Origin of the sequence: Gemella morbillorum (assembly GCF_900476045.1) — a bacterium.
In the GTDB taxonomy this organism is placed as follows: domain Bacteria; phylum Bacillota; class Bacilli; order Staphylococcales; family Gemellaceae; genus Gemella; species Gemella morbillorum.
Window position 1 is genome coordinate 171,057 of record NZ_LS483440.1, and the last position, 22,514, is coordinate 193,570.

Genomic DNA, 22,514 nt, shown 5'->3' on the forward strand with positions numbered 1-22,514 from the left:
TAATACTTAGTATTTAAACTATCAAAGTTATAATATATAATTAATATATGTGATATATTATGGTTAATTAGAAATGAAGGGAGATTTTCCATGGAAATTAATGAACAGGTAAAAACGGCTTATAAAGAACTAAAGAATCAAAAAGAAGAATTTGGTGTATTTTATAAAAGTGTATTTCACATCCATACTCCAGAATCTCATGACTATAGCTTATTAGAAGAATGGAATGATGAGGTATATAAAGAAAAGAGTGATAATGATATATATGAAATAGCTAAAGAGAAAATAGAGGGAGTAGACAAATTCACACTGCTAATGCATGAAGAAGATTCTCAGAAATATGGTTATTCTAGTTGTAAAGAATACTTATCTTACCTTATCTTAGCAAATGAACTATATTTACAAAAAATTGGATGTGTAGTGGTCTGCGATCATAATTCGATTAAAGGAATAAAAAAATTAGAAACTTCTATTTGCTTGTTAAACTCTAAGTATCCAAAGCACGTATTTCCTCATGTATTTAATGGGGTTGAAATATCGTGTGCAGATAAGTTACATATAGTGTTAATATTTGATAAAAAAAAATTACAGATAGTTGAAGATTGGTTAAATAATAACATAATGGACGTAGAATCTGGAACATATGAGACAAGTCTTAATGTAATGACTTATTTTTCAAATAATGGAATATTTTGTTATATCGCCCATATAAATTCATCGAGTATATTTAGCAAAGACTATTTAGCAGGAGGTTATAGACAGAAGTTATTACAATCATCACTTATAGAGTGTCTAGGCGTATCAGCAAAAGAGCATATTGAAAGAATAAATAATAATATTTCAAAGTATAATAAATCGGTAAAAGTAAAGTATATTTTAGATAATGATTCACATAATATTGAAGGACTGGGAAAAAATATTATGTGGATAAAAGGAAGTAAGAGAAGTTACGAAATGATTATAGAAGCGATGTTAAATTATGATACATCAGTGAGATTTCAAGATGTAGATAATTTTCCTAAGAATTACATAAAAGGGGTACATATTCCCAAGGACAATCAGATAAATAGATTCTTAATAAATAAAGATGAACAGTTGTCATATAATATAATTTTTTCACCAGATTTAAATTGTTTCATAGGAGGAAGAGGAACAGGGAAAAGTACCACTTTAAATATATTACAGTATTGTTTAACTCAAAAGGTGAGGAACGAAAGAGAATTAGAATTTATTTGTAGAAATCCTAATATATTTATTTTGTATGAATTAGATGGGGATGAGTATATTGTAGAAATGGGAATTCGTTCTATTTCTAAAAAGGATGATAAAGAACATATACTAAGAAAATTTGGCAAAAATAAAAAAGGATTATATCATTATTCATATAGGTTTGATTCTGGCGAAATACAGCAATTGGCTAGATCACAGGACTTAAATATTTACCATGTCAAACGTAATGGGAAAGAGTTTGAAAGAGTATCGAATAAAGCTAGAATCTTGGGGGAAATGTTTGATACTGTATATTCTGTCAATGACTTGGTGAAAAAAGCAGATAATGATGAGATGACAGAATTTATTTACAATTTATTATTGAAAAATAAACAACTGGCTAAACCCACAATTAATGGTGAGAAAACTAAATTCCGAAGTATTTCTGAAATGATAGTTAAAGTGAATAATAAGAAAAATCAAAGGGCTGAGCAAGTAGAGAAAATTATTTCTTCATTCAATGAAAAAAATATAGGTAGATTAAAAATTGTATATGAACAAAGTGATAAATTTAGAGCACCTAATTTTAAAAATTGGTTGTCAAAAAATTTAAAAAATAATATAGGAATATATAGAATAACCTTAAATGAAACAATAGATTGCTTAAATGAGCTTTATGAAGAATTTGGTTTTTTTGAGTTTTTCACCAACATAGAAAAGAAAAAATCAGATATATTAGGTAAATATTTTTGTAGGTATTCTGCTCAAAGTAAACTAAAAAGAGATGTAGATCGTGTTGCTTTAAATGATAATAATATTGAAAAATTTCTGGAAATTATTTATACTGTATTTGACCAAGTTTCTGAAGAGAACCTTAAATATTATATTAATAGTTTTGGAAGACAGGAAGAATTAAGATTGGAGTTTAATATTAATTTAAAAGTCTCATCAAAAAAAGGGGAAATTATTTATAAAGATATAAGAAACTTAAGTCAAGGGCAAAAGGTAGTAGCGATGTTAGATTTTATTTTAGCGTATAGTGACTATTCGGAAGACTATAGACCACTAATAATAGATCAACCAGAAGATAATCTAGATACAAGGTATATTTACCTAACTTTAGTAAATCAACTTAAAAGTGTAAAAGATAAACGACAAATAATAATTGCTACACACAATGCTACTATTGTTACTAACGCTATATCAGATAAGGTTTTTGTCATGGAGTCAGATGGAGAGCATGGATGGATTGAATTACAAGGATACCCGGGTGAAATAAAAATAAAAAAAGCAATTGTTAACTATCTTGAAGGTGGAATAGATTCATTTAAACACAAGCAAGAGATATATAAGAGTGTATTAAGTGATTAAGTTTATGCGTTTCTTTATCTCATATACAGTAGATTTAGCTATGCCAACATGATTAGCGATAGATTGGACAGGTTTTTTATCTTGGAGCATAGAAACTACACTTTCATATATAAACCTATCTTGAGGATTTTTAGCGTGAGCATGATATTTGATGGGGCGTCCATTATAAATACCACGTAACTTTGCTTGTTCTATGCCTTGACGTTGTCTTTCTAGAATTTTTTCACGTTCATTTTGAGCGATATATCCAAGTAGTGAAAGAAAAATATCAAACATAGCAGTGTCTAGTGTAGGATTGTTAGTATTAAAATTAAGAAAAGGAGCATCTACTATTGTTAGTATTACTCCTTTATCTTTTATTATTTGTATTATCTCTTTTAAATCTTTGTAATTTCTGCTAAGTCTATCTAGAGAAGAGATTATTACTTCATCGTTAGGTCGGATAGAGTTTAGCATTTTATTAAGAACTGGTCTATTTGTATCTTTTCCGCTTTCTTGTTCACTATATAGTAAATCTACATTATTGTCTTTCATAATTTGTTTTTGTCTATCTAAGTTTTGATTAATGGTAGAAGTTCTTATATATCCGATTTTCATATTTTTGTACCTCCTGAATTTAGTTTTTAGACATGTATAACGGACACTTTATTTGTTGATTTAATAGGATTGATTTTTGTTCGATATGGGTATACCCATAGTAGTCAATTTAGGCGAAAAAATAGTCGCAACTTTATTTTTAAAGTTGCGACTATAATATTAGTTGAATTGTGTTATTCTTTGTTTTTCAAACTCAAGGGAGTTGCTTAATAGAGAAGTTAATCCTTCTATATTCTGTTCAGCTAGATATTCCATATATTCAGCTCTATTTTCTTTAGAGATGATAAGTGGAGAATTTAAGTATTTGATTCCTAAGTAGAGTAGGACTAATCTTCCACATCTACCATTACCATCACTGAAAGGATGTATTCTTTCGAATTGAATATGTGTATCTGCAAGAATTTCTAATATATCAGTATCCTCTTTAGCGTTGTTTAATCGATAGTTAGTATTATCTATCCATTGACGTACTAAGTATGGTGTTTCACTAGGTGATGCAGTCTGAAACTCTGCACCGACTATTGCATTTTGACTAGACTTGAAACAACCAGCATCGTGCTGTAATCTATCTACTAAATACCTATGCAAATCAAGTATTAAGTCTATATTTAAATCTTTATTATTATCTATATTATCAAATAAATATTCAAAAGCTTGCTTATGATTTTCTATTTCATAAAATTCTCTGATACCTTTACGAGAACTAGGAAGAGTATTTTCTAATATTATTGATACTGTTTCAGGTAAAGTGATAGTATTTCCTTCAATTGCACTAGAATGATAAGCCATTCTAATTAGTATGTCATTAAGATAATCTTGTATATATTTCAAAACTGTTCACCTTCTTACATTGTAAATTTTACTCTTCGGCAGGGAAGTTGGCAGGGAACTTTATGCCTAAAAGTTTATTTTTATTAATTTTTTTGAAATAAAAAGCCTTAAAAATCAAGGCTTTTATTTATATATTTTACTATTGAATTATTCCCACTCTATAGTTGCTGGTGGCTTACTTGTAATGTCGTAGACTACGCGGTTAACGTGTGCTACTTCGTTTACGATACGTGCTGAGATTTCTTCAAGTACTTCAAATGGGATATGTGCCCAACTTGCTGTCATACCATCGATACTTGTTACGGCACGAACTGCAACAGTATAATCGTAAGTACGAACATCTCCCATAACTCCTACTGAACGGATATCAGGAAGACATGTGAAGTATTGCCAGATTTCTCCTTCTAAACCACGTTTAGCGATAACATCACGTAGGATAAAGTCACTATCGCGTACGATTTGAAGTTTTTCTTCTGTTACTTCTCCAAGAACACGGATACCTAAACCTGGTCCTGGGAATGGTTGACGCCAAACTATTTCATGAGGAAGACCTAGAGCTTCTCCTAATGCACGAACTTCATCTTTGAACAATGTGTTAAGAGGCTCGATAAGTGAAAAACGCATATCTTCTGGTAGTCCACCAACATTGTGGTGAGATTTGATAGTTTGAGCATTTTTAGTTCCAGATTCTATAACATCTGTGTAAAGAGTTCCTTGTGCTAGGAATGGAACATCGTGTAATTTCGCGCATTCTTCATCAAATACATATACGAACTCATTACCGATGATTTTACGTTTTTTCTCTGGATCACTTACACCTTTAAGTTTTCCTAGGAATCTTTCTTTTGCATCTACTTTAATAAGGTTCATGTTGAAACCACCATCGATTTCTTTACTGAAAGTTGACATAACAGCTTCTGCTTCACCTTTACGAAGTAAACCGTGATCGATAAACATACAGATAAGTTGGTCTCCAATTGCTTTATCTAAAAGAGCTGCTACTACAGAAGAGTCTACACCACCAGATAGGGCACAAAGAACTTTTTGATCTCCAACTTCTTCACGAATTTCTTTGATTTTGTCATCGATAAAGTTTTGGATAGTCCAGTTTTCAGTACAGTTACAAACGTTTCTAATAAAGTTTTTAAGTAGGTCATAACCGTATTCTGAGTGACGAACTTCTGGGTGGAATTGGAAACAGTAGAATCCTTTTTCTACGTTTTCGGCAGCAGCGATAGGGCAGTTATCACTAGTTGCTACTACTTTAAATCCATCAGCAAGTTCAACAACTTTGTCAGAGTGACTCATTAATACTTGTTGAGTAGTTGGTGTAGCTTCGAATAGACGAGCACCAGCAACTACATCAATGTTATGTGCTCCGTATTCACGGCTAGTCGCTGATTCTACGCGACCTCCAAGTTTGTGCTGCATTAATTGCATTCCGTAGCAAATACCAAGCACTGGAATACCTAGGTTGAAAATTTCATCATCAATTGTTAGAGAATTTTCTTCATAAACAGAGTTAGGTCCCCCAGAAAGAATAATTCCCTTAGGATTCATTTTTTTAATTTCATCAATAGAAATCTCGTTATCATGTAGTTCAGAATAAACACCAAGCTCACGTACACGACGTGTGATAAGTTGGTTGTACTGACTACCGAAGTCAAGAACTAGTATAAATTCGTGTTTCACAGTTGTCCTCCTAAAATTTGCATAATAATATACTTTATTATATCAAGAACAGACTCAGAAGTAAAACTTAAATTACGCAAATAGAGAACAAAAACGAAGTATTTGTGATTTCCGATAAAATCAAGGTTAATTATTATGAAAAATATTTAAAATCAAGGAGATTTACTTGAAGTGCAGGTCGGCAATAGATAAGTCGGTAATAGAGAAAAGTCAATATATTATACAAAATAGCGATAAATGGTATAATAGGTGTTATAAATGATGAAATAATGGCTAGGAGGCTAAAATGGTAAGAGCATATATAGGAACATATACTAAAAAAGAAAGCCAAGGAATATATAAAATAGAATTATCAGAAGAAGGTAGAGTGTTAGAAGTAGCATCAGTTGCTAAAGTAGAAAATCCGACTTACTTGGCGCTATCGAGTGATAATAAAAATTTATACAGTGTATCTAAAAGAGAAGGTAAAGGAGCTGTTACTAGTTTTAGAGTTTTAGAAGATGGGAGACTCGAAGAACTAACATCAGTTTCAAAAGAAGGTAATCCTCCATGTTACGTCGAGGTAAGTCATGATGACAAGTACTTGCTATCAGCAAATTACCACACGGGAACGGCGGATAGTTATTCAATTACTAATGGAGCTTTAGGAACATTATTATCGACTGATACTCACGAAGGGAATGGTGTACATCCACGTCAAGAAAAGTCTCATGTTCATTTTGCAGGTTTTTCTCCAAGTGGTAATTATGTTTTCACATGTGATTTAGGTACGGATGAAATTACAACGTATAAGTTAAACGAGGGTAGATTAGAAAAAGTTCAAAATGTAAAAGTAAAAGCTGGTAGTGGCGTTCGCCATATAGTCTTTAGTTCAGATGAAACAAAAGCTTACGCTATGACGGAGCTAACAAGTGAGGTAATTGCTTTTGATTATGATGGTGATGGAAATCTAACGAATCCGGAATACTATTCGACATTATTAGAGGATTTTCCTGTTGAAAATAAAGGAAGTGCGATAAAAATTTCTAATGACAATAGGTTTATCTATGTGAGTAATCGTGGGCAGGATACTATCGTTGTCTTTGAGAATGTGAATAATAAGTTAAAAGAGATTCAAACTATTAGTACTGAGGGAGCAGATCCTAGGGATTTTGCCTTATCAAAAGATAATAAGTTTGCTGTTGCAACTAATGAAACATCAGGAACGATAACTGTATATGCAGTTGATCAAAAAACTGGTGAGCTAGATGTTGTTCAATGTGGTGTTGAAGTACCGGAAGCAGTCTGTGTAAAGTTTATTTAGAATATAATAAAAACTATTTGACGTAAGTAACGCCAAATAGTTTTTCTTTTATCGTTTTTTAACTACAAAAAAGGGTGCTCCAAAATTACAATATTCTAAAATATAATCTTCTAGATTATTGATATTTTTTGGATTGTTATTGTCTTTTGTTAGTGTGAAGCCACTAAGGCGAAGTTTGTCATGAGAAATATCGCCGACAATATAAGGTTTATTTTTTAGTACATCGACTAATTTTTCTTCGAACCATTCTTTTTGGAAGGCATCTTTAAAATTGTATATAAGCTCATAGATAATCCCATCAACTTCAAATACTAAATTATTTTGCTCCATAATTAATCCTTTCTAACAACTTTTTTCATAATGTAAAATGCCATAAATACTAATGAATAGATAGCTAAAATACCCGTAGCGAAGTACTTAGTACGATCGATAACTATAGTAGTTTTTTCTAAGTTGTTTTTCTTGTCAAAATTAATATCATTGATAAAATTTGTTTTTACTTTTGCTAATACACCTGAAGTATCGTTTGATGAAAAGTCAGCAAAAACAGTACCTGCATTAGCAGAGATTGTTTCGTATTTTTGGAAAAGTAATATTTTTTTATTCATAAGTAGGTAGGTAACATCTTTTATAGAATGTTTTTCATAGAATAAATCATAAATATCTTTTTCAAAAGTGATGTTCTCGTTATTTATTTTATAACTACCTGCTTTTAGTGCAAGTTTGTAGCTATAATTGGTAAATAAATAGTCATAAGTTTTTTGCAGTTTATCAAAATATGTAGCCTTATCATCATTTTGGTTTAAAATCGTAATAAGTAATTTTGTATCTCCGCTATAAGCAAAAGTGATACTATTTTTATTCGCGTGATTAAGTCCCAACACTCTAAACTTATCTGATTCTGTAAAAGAAATATTGTTAGTAGCTTTAGAACCTGATGAAAGTGTTACTTCTGGATTTTTAGTAATCTCAGTAAGTTTTGGGTAATTTCTCAAAATCATATTCGTTAAATACGACATATTTTTTGCCGTACTTATATTTTTTTCGTCAATAGTTAATGAAGCTAATGTCGTGTCGTTAAGGGACATTGAACTCAAAATGTCTTTTGCTTTTTCGATTGTTAAATCATATTTTTTAAAAATAGCCTCTAGTAGAGCGTCAGAATCTTCATTTTCAAGTAAGAATAAAGCATCTTCAACGCTAACAGAAGAACTAAGGTTGTATTTATTTAAGATAGCATCGCTATTAGTAATTTTCAATTTTGTATCAAGTGAAATTTTGTCATTTTTTAAATCGTTTGTTAGTAAAAATAAGGCAAGATGATTTGGTAAGTTGCTCACAGATACTTGTTTATTTTCTCCACGTTTAGAAATTATTTTTCCAGTATTAAATTCCGAAACTACAAGATGTGTGTTGACATCGCTAAAGTTAGAGATTGCATTGTTGTCTAAAAATAGCATCTCTGCTTTTGCGAGATTCGGTAATAAAAAAACTAGAAGAATAGATAAAATACTAATTTTTTTAAGTCTCATTATAAAAAAATCCTTTTAATCAAAGTTTTAATTAGGAAAACTAGGGGGAACTCTTTTGAAAAAGTTCAATAGTTCTTCTAAATATATACCCTTTAGTATAGTACAAAATAATAAAAAATTCCAATAAGAAGAAATATAAAATTAAAATAATTTTCAAATAATAGTTTTTAATAAAAAACGTAGGTTGGAAAAAATTTTAGAAGAAAAAACTAATTATATTTGACATATGATTGTTTATTCATATATAATACATATGAAAGAATAATCATATATTAATATTTTCAAGAGGAAAGAGGGGATATAGTATGTGTAATAATATAAAGGGTGTTGATAATATTCATAATAATGAAAAAAAATGTAATCATGCTCATAAGTATAATAGTAATAATATTAGTTCTCATGCTCATGAACACAACCACAATCATAAACATAATAATTGTCATGAACACAATCACAATAACAATCACTGTCATATGCATAGCCATGGTGGAAAATTTCCAGTAATAATGTATTTTGTTGGATTAGCGGCTTTTATTGCTGGATATATATTAGAAAATAGGTATTCCTTATATTCAAATATTTTGTTTATTGGAACAGTTGGGATAGCGGGATATCATGTCATTTTTGAAGGATTAGGAAATACAATCCAAAATACAAAAAAAGAGAAACGATTTTCTCCTAATGTTCATTTGCTGATGACTCTAGCAGCTATAGGGGCTATTTTTATCGGTAATTATGAAGAAGCGGCTATGCTTATAGTTATTTTTGCCGGAGCACACTTTTTAGAAGAATATGTTGATGAAAAAAGTAGAAAAGAGATTACGAATCTATTGAATCTAAATCCGACTCAAGCGAGGTTAGTTTTAGAAGATAATAATACAAAGATTATTCCTATAGATAAGGTTGAAGTAGGGGATAAACTCCAAGTTTTAAATGGAGATCAAGTTCCGACGGATGGAATTGTTTTAAGCGGGACTACATTCATTAATGAAAGTTCTATTACTGGTGAGAGTGTTCCTAAAGAAAAAAACATTGGTGATGAAGTTTTTGGGAGTACTATTAATGGAGAAGGAACCTTTGTTATGCAAGTCACTAAAGAGCTAGGAGATACGGTTTTTGCGAAGATATTAGGTTTAGTCAATGCTTCGCAAAATAGTTTGACAAAAACTGCAACATTGCTTCAACGATTGGAACCTAAATATGTAACTCTTGTTTTAGTTCTATTTCCAGTAGTACTTCTTGCGAGTAGATTTATTTTCGGGTGGAGTTGGGAGATTAGCTTATATCGCAGTATGGTTTACTTAATTGCGGTATCTCCGTGTGCTTTGGCAGCAAGTGCTATTCCAGCGACACTAGCGACTAATTCTAATCTATCAAAACGTGGAGTTCTCGTTAAAGGTGGGGCATACCTATCGCATTTGAGTAATATTAAGGCGATTGCTTTTGATAAAACGGGAACATTAACTAATGGAGAGCCAGTTGTTACAGATTATATTTTTGAAGAAGATGAGGAAGAATTGTTAAAAGTAGTTGTCTCAATGGAGAAGCAATCTAATCATCCATTAGCACGAGCTATCGTAAATAAGTTTCCTAATGTTGAACCTATAGAATTAGAAGTTGAGAATAAAATAGGTATTGGATTAGTAACGACGTATTTAGGGGCAGAGTACTGTATAGCAAAGGTAACTGCATTTACTAATGCAAGCGACGCTTTAACTAAACAGGTGGAGTGCTTGGCTAAAGAAGGGAAAACTGTTGTTTATGTAGCACGCAATTCTAAAGTAGTTGGGTTGTTGGCTTTTATGGATATCCCAAATGCTAGTGCAAAAGGTGCTGTAGAGTATTTTAAAAAGCAAGGCATCTATACAATGATGATTACAGGTGATTCATATTTGACGGGGGAGGTTGTAGGAAAGATTGTTGGAATAGATGAGGTAAGAGCGAATGTTATGCCAGAGGATAAGGCACAGATTATAAAAAGTCAAAAGGAAAAATATGGTAATGTAGCTATGTTAGGAGATGGTGTTAATGATGCGCCAGCACTTGTCCTTGCTGATGTAGGTATAGCTATGGGAAATGGTACTGACGTTGCGATGGATGTTGCGGATATGATTTTAATGAAAAATGATTTATCAAAACTTAGCCATGCTCATAAATTAAGTAAGAAAATGCTTAAGATAACTTATCAAAATATTATCTTTGCAATGTTTGTCGTAGTTGTATTAGTTATTTTGAACTTTTTAGGGAAAATGGATATTACCTTCGGGGTTATTCTCCATGAAGGAAGTACACTAGCAGTAATATTAAACTCACTTAGAATGCTAAAAGAAATAAAAGAGTAAGAGTAGAGGATAGGCACGGATTTACATAGTTGATTTTTAAAATCATAGTTGTTAATCCCAAGCCTATCTTTTGTTTTAATAATCTTGCTTTAAATAGCGAATATGGTTATAATAAAGTATGTTAAGATGGAGGGATTAGATGAATACTTTAAAGAGAGTAGAAAATATACCGGAAGAAAAATTAGATAAAGTTTTAGCGTTGTTTCATTTATTGCGCAATAAAACAAGATTTAAGATTTTGTTATTATTAATGGAAAAAGAAAGAAATGTTAGTGAGCTTGAGGAGATTATTGGAGGTACGCAGTCGGCAATATCTCACCAATTAGCAGAGCTTAGAAATATGAAGTTGGTAAAAGATCGCCAAGAAAAAAGAATGAGATACTATAGCATATATGATAGTCATGTAACATCGATAATAGAAGCGGCGGTAAGTCATATAAATGAGGATTGTTAGAAGAAAGGAAGTATCTAAATGAAGTATGATGTTATTATAATAGGTCTTGGAAGTGCAGGGCTTATGGTTGCTGATAGGTTAAATGATAGTGGGTTGCGTGTTTTAGTTTTAGAACAAAATAAACGTGCAGGGGTGAAGCTACTTTTAACTGGAAATGGTCGCTGCAATGTGATGAGTAGTGATAATGCTGAAGATTTCGTCGCGGCTGTTCATAACGGACGATTTTTGCGTAGTGCATATCATAAATATAATGTGAAGAAATTTTTTGATAAACATAATTTAAAGCTAAAACAAGAAAATAGAAGATTGTACCCAGCTAGTGAAAAAGCGCGCGATGTGGTGAATACTTTTAAAATAGATCATGCTAAAATAAACTATAACGAAAAAGTAGAAGATTTAATCTTTGAAGATGAAAAACTAGTAGGAGTTCGTACTAATATAGATACATATTATGGGAAAAGTGTAGTTATCTGTGCAGGAGGAAAAACTTATCCGCAGAGTGGAAGTGACGGTTCTCTCCATAGAATATTAAAAAAACATGGTGTAAAAATCACAAAAATATATCCGAGTGAAGTAGCGTTGATTTTTGATGATTTTAAAGAATTGTCAGGAGTTGCACTTCAAAATGTAAAAATGTTCCATAAAAAGAATGAACGCGTAGGAGATTTGCTTTTCACACATAAAGGTCTAAGTGGGCCATTATCTATTGCGATGGGTGAATTTGTAGCTAGATTTCCAGAAGATAAGTTTTACTTAGATTTTTATCCGGAATTAAATGAAGAAGCGTTGTTTGAGAAACTTTGGCAAGATAATAAGTTTTTAAGTGGAAAATTACCGAAAAGTTTTTATAATTTTATGATTGATAAGTATTTCCCAGAAAATGTTAGTAAAAAAGAACTTAGGAAGTTTGTTTCGAAGATTAAACGTTATGAGCTTGTAAATATTAAGACAATGCCGTTGGAATATGCTTTTACAACAGCTGGTGGGGTTGACTTAAAAGGGGTTAGTCCGAAAACATGTTCTCATAAAAAAATAGATAACTTATATTTTGCTGGAGAAATTTTAGATTTACACGGGGAAATCGGGGGATATAATCTGATGATTGCATGGTTTACAGGTATGATAGTTGCAGATGCTATTAAAGAAAAATTTGGTTTGGAAGTTTAAATAAATTTTTCAACTTATAATTATACAAAAAATATAAATAAGATTAGGTAGATTATTCTTTTTAAATAGAAAGTATATATAAAAAATGCTAATTTAATCTAACACCTACCTTTTAGGTATGGTTGAAAGAAGCTGAAATAGTTAGTATAATCTAGATATACTCAAAATAATGAAAGGATGAGAGATATTTATGAAAAAAATCTTTAAATTATTAGCTACTGTTTTAGCAGTTTCTCTAATTTTATTAGGTTGTGGTCAAAAACAATCGACTGAAACTAAACAAGAGGAGAAAAAATTAGACTTTGGTGGTAGAACGATGAATGTTGTCGCTACTTCCGAAAAATACAAAAAGCTATTTGATAAATTCGCAGCAGAAACAAATAGTAAAGTCGAATTTTTATCTATGTCAAGTGGAGAAGTAATTTCACGCACAAAAGCAGAAGGAAAACCTATAGCAGACCTTTGGTTTGGTGGAGGTATTGATGCTTTTATGGCTGCTAAAAAAGATGGACTTTTAGAACAATACGAAGCTAAAGGTTCTGATAAAATCAAAGAAGGTTTTAAAGATAAAGAAAATTATTGGTTATCAAAAGGGATTACTGTAGTTGGATTTTTAGTTAATGAAAAAGTCTTAAAAGAAAAAGGATTAGAAGTTCCTAAAAAATGGTCTGATTTAACTAATCCAAAATATAAAGGGTTGATTATTATGAGTAACCCAGCTATTTCTGGAACTAATTTCGGTGCCGTTGCTGGAATTTTAGGTCAAAAAGGTAATGAAAAAGGTTGGGAATACTGGACAGAGTTTAACAAAAACGTAGATTTCTACAGTAAACGTGGTAAAGACCCACAAGAAAAAACAGCTGCTGGAGAATTCGGAATAGGAATTATCCCTGTTGATAAATCTGCATTTGATGCAGCTAAAAAACATAATTTAACAGTTGTTTATCCTGAAGACGGTATTCCTTGGATTCCTGAAGGAGTTGCAATCTTCAAAAACTCTTCAGCAACAGATATAGCAAAAGCATTCGAAGACTTTATCTTGAAACCAGAAAACCAACAATTAATTGCAGAACTTGATGGTAAAGATGGTGCTCAAATGGTAATCGATGGTTCTAAAGGAGCAGATTTAGGATTACCAAAAGATAGACTTCTTAAAGAAGACCTAGCTTCATTTGGTAACGAACGTAGTGCTATTCTTAAAAAATGGAAAGAATTAGTAGGAGATAAATAAAATTAAAAGGTGATAGCAAATTTATTTTTCTTATTTGCTATCACTTTATTTTACAAGGAGGTATTATGAGAGTAAAAACAATAAATAAATTTGATATAAGCATAATAATGGTGCTAGTTATTTCGTTTATACTTTTTATATTATACCCATTTGTAATGATTTTTATTTATGGGATGAAGGGCGATTTAGTTAGTGTATTTCTTCAAAATAAAAGTTATTACTTAAAACTATTAACTAACTCTCTTAAAGTTGCTAGCGGAACGACTATTGTAACGGCGATATTATCTGTCTTTATAGCGATATTTTATTTTATAAGTAAGAACGCCGTTAAAAAACTTATGGTTTTAGTATTTATGATAGCGACGATTTCACCACCGTTCGTCACATCTTTATCTTATATAAATTTATTTGGTAGACGTGGATTAATCACTTATAACTTATTAGGACTAAATTATGATCCGTATGGTTTTTTAGGTATTGTTAGTATGCAAAGTGTTACTCATATAGCTATAAATGCCTTGCTTTTAATTGGTTTTGTAAATGGAATTAATTATAGCGTCATTAACTCTGCAAGGTCGTTAGGTGCTAATACAAATAGGGTTATATTGGATGTTTTGATTCCGTTAATGAAACCAGCTATTAAGGTGGTTGTACTCCTTACGTTTATAAGAAGTGTAGCTGATTTTACAACACCAGCTATTGTTGGTGGTAAGTATAATGTCCTTTCAACAGAAGGTTATTTAGCATTTATTGCAGAAGGTGATGTAAGTAAGGCGGTAATATTGAACTTTATTATTTTATTACCATCACTTTTAGTTTTTTTACTATTTTCAAAAAGTCTAAAAAATGTTGTCGTTGAAAATAGAGGTGTTGCTTATTCAGGTTTAAATATAGAGAAAAAAGGTCTAATATATCGACTGTCAGCATTAGCTAGCATTATTACTATTTTTATTTTAGTATCTTTATATGGAGCTATAGTCTTATCTGCGTTTACTACTATGGAATATGGGAAACTAGTATTTACTCTACAGAATTTTATTGATACTAATGAGTATATTTCTGGAGTCTTTCTTAGAAGTATAATCTATGCATTAATCGCAGGTGGTGTAGCTTCTATAGTAGGACATATTTTACAATATTATATTCAAATTCAAAAAATAAAATCATTAAAGATAATTGATTTTATCGCTACATTGCCATACATATTACCGGGAACATTTTATGGATTAGGGTATGTTCTAGCATTTAATTCGTATCCGCTGAAAATTACAGGCACAGCTTTGATAGTTATACTGAATTTAATTTTCAAACAAATGCCATTTGCTAGTAGAATTGGATATAGTTCAGTTAGTCAAGTGCCTTTAGCTCAGCTAAAAGCGGCTCGTGATTTAGGAGGGAAAAGACTTGATGAATTAAAAGATGTTGTACTACCGTTAACGAAGCAAGGTCTATTTGTCAGCTTTATCAACGGTTTTAATGCAACGATGACAACGATAGGATCTATTATATTTTTAGTATATCCAAGTCAAAAAGTAGCAACACTAGTAATGTTTGATGTTATAGAAAGTGGTAAGTATGATATAGGTTCAGTAATTGCTTTTTATATTATCATGATTTGTTTGGCAGTTAATGTTTTATATTACTTAATACTAAATAGGAAGAGGTAGTTATGTATTTGCAACTAGAAAATATTTTTAAAAATTATAATGAAAAAGAAGTTTTAAAAAATATAAATTTTGAGATAACTGAAGGACAACTTGTCTGTGTTTTAGGGCCTTCTGGCTGTGGGAAAACAACTTTGTTAAATATAATTGGAGGTTTTATAGAAGATTTTTCAGGGAAAATATTTATAGATAATACAGATATAACTAATGTTACACCTGAACGAAGACCTATAGCGACGGTATTTCAATCATATGGACTATTTACTCATAAAAATGTAATAGAAAATGTTAGCTATGGTTTGAAATTTTTGAAATTATCAAAAAAGGAAATCTTAGTACAAGCTACTTCGGTTTTAGAAAAAGTAGGACTTGCAGGCTACCAAAATAAATATATTTCTGAATTATCAGGGGGAGAGCAGCAAAGGGTTGCTATTGCACGTAGTCTAGTGTTACAACCTAAGGTTTTACTTTTAGATGAGCCATTCTCTAATCTAGATGTACATCTTAGAGGAGCTATGAGAGATGAGGTAAGAAGAATACAAAAAGAGTTTGGTGTTACTATGATTATTGTTACTCATGATCAAGAAGATGCTTTTAGACTCGCTGATAAGATAATTGTTATGAATAATGGTGAAATAGAGCAAATAGGAACACCACAAGAATTATATAGCAATCCTAAAACGGAATTTGTGTCAAAATTTATAGGTGAAAGTAATTTATCGAAAGATGGACATGTTTTAAGACCTGAGAGGATTAAATTGAAAAAAGATAACAATCAGGGAAATACAATTTTAGAAAAATTTTATTTAGGGGCTACGGTAGAATACAAAGTGCAAACTAAGAAATATGGATATTTAAAAGTTTTGACATTATCATCAGAAGAAGCTTTTGAAATTGGTGATAAAGTTGAAGTAATTATAAAATAAGGATAACGTCAATAGGGATGTCCAATATCTCTATTGGTGTTATTTTTTGTTTACTTTTCTTGATGGAGGTAGTATAATAAGGGTTATGTTTTAATGAAAGAAAGGATATGGAACAGTGAAAAAGCATTTCAAAAAAATATTATTAGGTATTCTTGTGATTTTAGTTGTTGCCTTTGGTTTTACAGGGAATTATTTTTATAATTTTGCTTTGAATCCAAAAGTAGATAAAAGTGCAATAGTAAACCAAGATAGCGATGGTAACAAAGAAGATAAAAAAGCAGTAGAAAATTGGTTTGAGACTACTAAAAAAGAATTGACGATGGATTCTGTAACTAAAAATAAACTGGTAGGATATAAATTTGAAAATCCAGGTGCTAAAAAATGGGTTATAGTAGTGCATGGGTATACAAGTAGCTCATTTAAAATGGCAAATTATATTAAAAAGTTTTACGACATGGGATATAATGTTTTTGCTCCAGATTTAATTGCCCACGGGAAAAGTGAAGGTGAGTTTATTTCTATGGGAGGGTATGATTCAACTGATTTAGTCAATTGGATTAAAAAAATTTCGGAAGACAGTGGTAATGCTGATATAGCGTTATTTGGTATAAGTATGGGAGCAGCTACTGTTATGAATTCACTAGGCAAAAATCTACCAAGTAATGTAAAAGTATTTATAGAAGATAGTGGTTATGTTAATTTAAAAACAGAATTTACATATCAACTGAAAAAATTATTTAATTTACCTAGTTTCCCTGTTATTCCAGCAGCAAATACAATGACAAAATTACGTGCAGGATATTTCTTTGGGGATGTTGATGCAACCGAGGCGTTAAAAAATACTAAACTTCCTGCCTTAGTGTTACATGGTGAAGCTGATGGTTTCGTACCAATTGAACATGGGAAAGCGGCTTATGAATTAATTAACTCTAAAAAAGAATTCCATAGTTTTCCAGGTATGAAGCATGTTCAAGCAGAGCGAAAATTTAGAGAACAATATTGGAATATTGTTGGAGAGTTTTTAAATAAAAATTTTAATAACTAAATTATAAAAAAATTAAGAAGCAATACGATTGTACAGCTTCTTAATATAAAATAAAAGAGTATCTTGCGATACTCTTTTTTCTTAAGTAATTATTCTCCGATAACTACTAATTCTTTGTTAAGTTTGTTTAATATTTCGCAACCATCTTCAGTTACAAGTACTAAGTCTTCGATACGAACTCCAAGTTCTCCAGGAAGGTAGATACCTGGCTCGATAGAGAAAATCATACCTGGCTCGCATTTAGTTTCGTTGATACTAGAAATATCTCCGTATTCGTGACATTCAAGACCGATGTGGTGTCCTGTACGGTGTGTGAAGAATTCTCCGTATCCTTTTTCTGTAATATAGTCACGGCAAGCTGCATCTATATCGCAGAATCTAACCCCAGGTTTAACTAGAGCACAAGCACGTTTTTGAGCTTCTAAAACAGTTTCGAATACTTCGCGCGCTTTAGGGCTTGGTTGTTTCCAGAATACTGTACGAGTCATATCAGAACAGTAGTTATCTTTGATTCCACCCATATCAACGATAATAGAGTCTCCAGGTTTTAGATATCTATCACCAACTGTACCGTGAGGGTTAGCTCCGTTTGCGCCATATCCGATAATTGGATCAAATGACAATCCTTCAACTCCAAGGTCTTCGTGAATAGCAAGTAAGTCTTTAACTATATCTTTTTCAGATTTTTCAGCTGTGATGCTGTTAATAACTCTTTGACAAGCTTCATCGTTTAGAAGAGATGCACGACGCATAAGTTCTTTTTCCTCTTCATCTTTAATCATACGAATGCGGTCAACGATTAGAGATACATCAACGAATTTGCTGTTTGGTAAATATTGCATAAGTGGTAATAAAAATCTAGCTGGAAGAATTTTATCAATACCTACAACTGCTCCATCAGAAATAACTTTAGATAGTGTTTCGATTGGATTATCAGTATCAGAGTACACTACTTTTTCTAAACCTAAATCATTTTCGATAGGGAATAGAGCATTAACGAAAAGTTTGTGATTACCATTTTCGTCAAGTAATACAGCGTAAAATCTTTCTCCTGGATGTTCCAGGTGACCAGTTAAGTAGAAAATTGAATAAGGATCGCTAATAATAGCTTGATTGATACCTTGTTCTTTCATTTTAGATAAGATTTTATTAGTTCTTGAAAGTTTCATATTTATACAACTCCTTTAAAATATTCTGAACTTTAATTTAATTATAGCACTCAATGAAAGCAAATACAATACTGATATCAAAATATTTATAGAGTTTTTTCTGAAAGTAGTTGTATGACAAAATATATTATGATATAATAGAGAAAAAATGTGAGACACTCACAAAGAAAGAAGGGATTTATTATGTCAGAAGTGGCGGTTAAAAATCACAAACCGTGGAGTTTTTATATGAGTTCTATCACTTTCTCATTCGAGAGAGCGGCGTATTATTCTTCTAAATGGCTTATCATTATCTATGTTACAGCTGCTGTAATTAGTGGTGGCTTAGGAGAAAGTGGTCTTGGACTAGGTAAAGTAGAAGGTGCAGCAATGCAATCTAACTTAGTAGCCTTTACTTATCTTGCCCCTGTATTATTAGGGTTTATTGCGGATAAGTTGATAGGTGCTAGATATCTTATTCCTGTAGGGTTACTTTTAATGGGATTAGGATATGGTTATGCAGGTTACGTTGGTACTTATTCTTCTTTATGGACAATGATTATCTTAGTTTCTGTTGGAACAGGATTTTTCAAAGGTAATCTTCAAGCAGTAGTTGGAGAAATTTTTAAAGGTGATGAAAAACGTAAAGACGATGCATTCTCAACTATGTATTCATTCATTAATATAGGTTCATTCATTGGAACTACTGCAGTAGGGCTTTTATATGTTAAACTTGCAACATCAAGTGCTAACGGATACCTACAATGCTTCAAAATTGCTGGATTACTTTGTATCATCGGTGCAATTTGGTTCGTTTTAGGTTATAAATCTTTAGGAGATGTTGGTAAACATCCATTCGCTAAAGGTGAAGACCACCATGAGGAAAAAGTAAAAGTAAATCGTCCATTAGAAAAATATGAAGTTCGTCGTGTGTACTCAATCGTAATTATTTCATTATTATCAGTTATCTTCTGGATTTTCTGGTATTTAACATATGTAATTCTATACGATTACATGCCTAAGTTTATCGATGATAAAATTGGAACATTTACAGTGCCAACTTCATGGTTAGACTCACTTAACGGATTAGCATGTGTTATTTTAGGACCAATTTTAGGTGCTTTATGGTATAAACTTGCTAGACGTCCACAAGGAGACTGGAGTTTATACAAAAAAGCTTCAATCGCTTTATTCTTACTAGGTGTAACTTTTGGAATCTTAGCATTAACAGAATTTACTCGTGGAGTAGGTGCGCCTGAAAGCCAAAAAGCTAGTATTCTTTGGGTAATTCTATTCTTCATCGTAATGAGTTTAGCAGAAATGTTCTTCTCTCCATTAGGAGCATCATTCGTTTCTAAATATGCGCCAAAACAAATTCTATCTATAATGATGGCGGTTTGGATTGTAGCAACATTTGGTGCAGCTAAAGGATATAGCTACTTGTATAAATTAGTAGCTGAGCTTCCAATAGTAAACGTAGCTTTAGGAATTGGTGGTGTCTGCGTAGTAGTAGCATTATTAGTATTCATTTTTGAGAAAAAACTAGCTAGTTTAGTAGAACTACGTGAAGGTGAAACTTTAGTAGAAGATTAAAATTATATAAAAAGAAGAGAGAGAGTTAGCTCTTTCTTCTTTTTTTATTTTTTATATAAGAAATGCATTTTCATTTTATAATACTCTTCTGTATTAGTTAAGGAGCTTATATGCTTTTGATTTATATTTTAATTTCTTTATTATATTTGTTTATTCTGTTATAGTATTGATTATTTTTTTAGTATTTATTGATGAAAAAAATTATTTTTTATGGTAAAATAATAATGTAGGAATAAAATAAAAATGAGGAGAATAGACTATGGCAGAATTAAGAACACTGTATCCTGAGCTTTCAGCTAACTTTACTAAGATGATGAAAGTTGATGATACTCATACAATTTATTATGAAGAAAGTGGGAACCCTGATGGAATACCTGTAATTTTCTTACATGGTGGACCAGGATGTGGGACAGCACCATCGTGCAGACGTTATTTTGATCCAGAAGCGTATAGAATTATTTTGTTTGATCAACGTGGAAGTGGAAAATCTACACCACATGCTTGTCTAGAAAATAATGATACATGGCATATTATAGAGGATATCGAAAAAATCCGTGAAGAACTAAATATTGACAAGTGGTTAGTATTTGGTGGTAGCTGGGGTTCTACACTATCATTATGCTATGCTATAAAACATCCAGAGCGTGTTTTAGGGCTTGTTTTACGTGGTATTTTCCTAGGGCGTCGTGAAGATATACTGTGGATTTATGAAGAAGGGGGAGCAAGTAATATTCACCCTGAAGCATTTGAAAGATATCAAGGTATAATTCCAGAAGAAGAGCGCGGAAATCTTATTGAAGCTTATTACAAACGTCTAACAAGTGAGAACAAAGAAGAACGTGAACAAGCAGCAAAAGAATGGAGTATGTGGGAAGGTTCTCTAGTAACACTTCATCCAGATCCAAACTTAGAGCAAAGCTTCGGGGAAATAAATTATGCTATCTCTATGGCTACTATTGAATGTCATTTTTGGATGAATAATATGTTCTGGAATGATGATAATTGGATTTTAAACAATATTGAACCTATAAAAGATATTCCAACATTTATCGCTCATGGTCGTTATGATGTTGACTGTCGTGCTATTGGAGCATGGGAGCTTAGCAAAAAATTAAATAATTGTGAACTTGAGTACTTGGTATGTGGACACTCTTCAGGAGAACCTGAAATTGTTGATGCCTTAGTACGTGCAACAGATAAATTCAAAGGTATCATAGAAAAATAATAAAATAATTTATTAAAAAAAATAGAGTAAAGATTAAATTAAAGACTATAGTGAAAAAGTACTATAGTCTTTAATTATGTAAAAAATAAATATATTTAATAAAAATATATTTTTACAGAAAATAACGTTATTTTATTAATGAAAAACGCTTTATTTTGTGTTAAAATAGTAAGTGTAAATATAATAAAAGGTAGGAGGTTCTAATATGGGAGAGTTACGGACGTTATACCCAGAAATAAATGAAAATTTTTCGAAAATGCTAAAGGTAGATGATGTTCACACCATATACTATGAAGAGAGTGGGAATCCACAGGGTATCCCTGTAGTATTTTTACATGGTGGGCCTGGAGGAGGAACTACTCCAACAGGGAGACGCTACTTTGACCCTAAGGCGTATAGAATTATTCAATTAGATCAAAGAGGAAGTGGTCAATCAACTCCGCGTGCATGTCTAAAGAATAATGATACCTGGCATATCATAGAGGATATAGAGAAAATTCGAGAAGAGCTATCGATAGAAAAGTGGCTTGTTTTTGGAGGGAGTTGGGGTACAACATTGGCTCTATGTTATGCGATAAAACATCCTGAACGCGTTTTAGGATTGGTGTTAAGAGGAATCTTCTTAGGACGCCGTGAAGATATAACATGGTTATATGAAAAAGGTGGAGTTAGTGAATTTTTCCCTGAAGCATTTGATAGATATGTATCTATTGTTCCTGAGGAAGAAAGACACGACATTATAGGCTCTTATTATAAGAGATTAACTAGTGAAGACAGAAAAACTCGAGAAGAAGCAGCACGAGAATGGAGTATTTGGGAAGGAAGTGTAATGACGTTGCACCCAGTTCCTAATGTAGAAGAAAGTGCGGGAGAAATTAACTTTGCTCTGTCAGTAGCGACTATCGAGTGCCATTTCTGGATGAATGATATGTTCTGGGGTGGAGATGATAATTGGTTGTTGAATAATGTTAGTGCTATAAAAGATATTCCTACCTATATAGTGCATGGTAGATATGATGTTGATTGTAGACCGATTAATGCTTATGAATTAAGTAAAAAGCTAAATAATTGTGATTTGGATTTTGTTATATCTGGACATTCGTCAGCAGAACCAGCTATTGTAGATGCTTTGGTTCGTGCCACAGATAGATTTAAAGAGATTTTAAAATAAAAATAAAATAAAA

18 protein-coding genes are annotated in these 22,514 nt (G+C 31.6%); 12 read left to right on the plus strand and 6 right to left on the minus strand.

Annotated elements, in window-relative coordinates; all coding sequences use genetic code 11:
- The first annotated feature begins 90 nt into the window (after nucleotides 1-90).
- A complete protein-coding gene (locus DQN46_RS08705) occupies nucleotides 91-2,580 on the plus strand; it encodes a Spaf_1101 family AAA-like ATPase (protein WP_111742670.1) in 2,490 nt (829 codons plus the stop codon).
- On the opposite strand, the gene DQN46_RS00755 is transcribed toward DQN46_RS08705, so the two are convergent.
- The 3 genes from DQN46_RS00755 to guaA form a co-directional block, all read right to left on the minus strand.
- On the minus strand, nucleotides 2,569-3,177 hold the full coding sequence (locus DQN46_RS00755) for a recombinase family protein (RefSeq protein WP_111742671.1): 609 nt from the start codon (nucleotides 3,175-3,177) through the stop codon (nucleotides 2,569-2,571). The two genes, DQN46_RS08705 and DQN46_RS00755, sit on opposite strands and share 12 nt — an antisense overlap.
- Before the next feature lie 159 nt (nucleotides 3,178-3,336).
- The gene (locus DQN46_RS00760; RefSeq protein WP_111742672.1) at nucleotides 3,337-4,008 is read right to left on the minus strand and encodes a Fic family protein; all 672 of its coding nucleotides are present in this window, start codon (nucleotides 4,006-4,008) and stop codon (nucleotides 3,337-3,339) included.
- A 147-nt stretch (nucleotides 4,009-4,155) separates the two neighbouring features.
- Nucleotides 4,156-5,700 carry a glutamine-hydrolyzing GMP synthase gene (guaA, locus tag DQN46_RS00765; RefSeq protein WP_111742673.1) on the minus strand — a complete coding sequence of 515 codons (1,545 nt, stop codon included), beginning with the start codon at nucleotides 5,698-5,700 and terminating at the stop codon, nucleotides 4,156-4,158.
- A 286-nt stretch (nucleotides 5,701-5,986) separates the two neighbouring features.
- On the opposite strand from guaA, the gene DQN46_RS00770 reads away from it, so the two are divergent.
- Nucleotides 5,987-7,003 carry a lactonase family protein gene (locus DQN46_RS00770; protein ID WP_111742674.1) on the plus strand — a complete coding sequence of 339 codons (1,017 nt, stop codon included), beginning with the start codon at nucleotides 5,987-5,989 and terminating at the stop codon, nucleotides 7,001-7,003.
- Between the two features lie 48 nt (nucleotides 7,004-7,051).
- On the opposite strand, the gene DQN46_RS00775 is transcribed toward DQN46_RS00770, so the two are convergent.
- Both DQN46_RS00775 and DQN46_RS00780 read right to left on the minus strand, forming a co-directional pair.
- Complete coding sequence (locus DQN46_RS00775) at nucleotides 7,052-7,333, minus strand: YutD-like domain-containing protein (RefSeq protein ID WP_004634092.1); 282 nt, start codon at nucleotides 7,331-7,333, stop codon at nucleotides 7,052-7,054.
- A gap of 2 nt (nucleotides 7,334-7,335) precedes the next feature.
- Nucleotides 7,336-8,535 (minus strand): D-alanyl-D-alanine carboxypeptidase family protein, encoded by a 1,200-nt coding sequence (locus DQN46_RS00780; protein ID WP_111742675.1) that lies wholly within the window; start codon nucleotides 8,533-8,535, stop codon nucleotides 7,336-7,338.
- Nucleotides 8,536-8,840: 305 nt separating this feature from the next.
- Between DQN46_RS00780 and DQN46_RS00785 the strand changes: the two genes are divergently transcribed.
- From DQN46_RS00785 to DQN46_RS00815, 7 genes are all read left to right on the plus strand, one after another.
- The gene (locus DQN46_RS00785) at nucleotides 8,841-10,877 is read left to right on the plus strand and encodes a heavy metal translocating P-type ATPase (protein WP_455331840.1); all 2,037 of its coding nucleotides are present in this window, start codon (nucleotides 8,841-8,843) and stop codon (nucleotides 10,875-10,877) included.
- A gap of 139 nt (nucleotides 10,878-11,016) precedes the next feature.
- A complete protein-coding gene (locus DQN46_RS00790) occupies nucleotides 11,017-11,331 on the plus strand; it encodes an ArsR/SmtB family transcription factor (RefSeq protein ID WP_004634100.1) in 315 nt (104 codons plus the stop codon).
- 18 nt (nucleotides 11,332-11,349) lie between these two features.
- Nucleotides 11,350-12,498, plus strand: coding sequence for a BaiN/RdsA family NAD(P)/FAD-dependent oxidoreductase (locus tag DQN46_RS00795; protein ID WP_004634102.1), 1,149 nt, complete (start codon nucleotides 11,350-11,352; stop codon nucleotides 12,496-12,498).
- A gap of 190 nt (nucleotides 12,499-12,688) precedes the next feature.
- Nucleotides 12,689-13,729, plus strand: coding sequence for an ABC transporter substrate-binding protein (locus tag DQN46_RS00800; protein ID WP_004634104.1), 1,041 nt, complete (start codon nucleotides 12,689-12,691; stop codon nucleotides 13,727-13,729).
- A gap of 65 nt (nucleotides 13,730-13,794) precedes the next feature.
- Nucleotides 13,795-15,396 carry an ABC transporter permease gene (locus DQN46_RS00805; protein ID WP_004634106.1) on the plus strand — a complete coding sequence of 534 codons (1,602 nt, stop codon included), beginning with the start codon at nucleotides 13,795-13,797 and terminating at the stop codon, nucleotides 15,394-15,396.
- Between the two features lie 2 nt (nucleotides 15,397-15,398).
- Nucleotides 15,399-16,319: an ABC transporter ATP-binding protein gene (locus DQN46_RS00810; protein WP_004634107.1), complete on the plus strand. Its 921-nt coding sequence runs from the start codon at nucleotides 15,399-15,401 to the stop codon at nucleotides 16,317-16,319.
- A gap of 115 nt (nucleotides 16,320-16,434) precedes the next feature.
- Nucleotides 16,435-17,364: an alpha/beta hydrolase gene (locus DQN46_RS00815; protein ID WP_004634109.1), complete on the plus strand. Its 930-nt coding sequence runs from the start codon at nucleotides 16,435-16,437 to the stop codon at nucleotides 17,362-17,364.
- A gap of 89 nt (nucleotides 17,365-17,453) precedes the next feature.
- On the opposite strand, the gene DQN46_RS00820 is transcribed toward DQN46_RS00815, so the two are convergent.
- Nucleotides 17,454-18,533, minus strand: coding sequence for a M24 family metallopeptidase (locus DQN46_RS00820; protein WP_004634111.1), 1,080 nt, complete (start codon nucleotides 18,531-18,533; stop codon nucleotides 17,454-17,456).
- A 183-nt stretch (nucleotides 18,534-18,716) separates the two neighbouring features.
- Between DQN46_RS00820 and DQN46_RS00825 the strand changes: the two genes are divergently transcribed.
- The 3 genes from DQN46_RS00825 (at nucleotide 18,717) to pip (DQN46_RS00835) (ending at nucleotide 22,501) form a co-directional block, all read left to right on the plus strand.
- Entirely contained in the window at nucleotides 18,717-20,105 is a 1,389-nt protein-coding gene (locus DQN46_RS00825; RefSeq protein ID WP_040461915.1) for a peptide MFS transporter, read from the plus strand.
- Nucleotides 20,106-20,364: 259 nt separating this feature from the next.
- Entirely contained in the window at nucleotides 20,365-21,330 is a 966-nt protein-coding gene (gene pip, locus DQN46_RS00830; RefSeq protein WP_004634115.1) for a prolyl aminopeptidase, read from the plus strand.
- A 205-nt stretch (nucleotides 21,331-21,535) separates the two neighbouring features.
- Nucleotides 21,536-22,501, plus strand: coding sequence for a prolyl aminopeptidase (gene pip, locus DQN46_RS00835; protein WP_004634119.1), 966 nt, complete (start codon nucleotides 21,536-21,538; stop codon nucleotides 22,499-22,501).
- Nucleotides 22,502-22,514 lie beyond the last annotated feature (13 nt).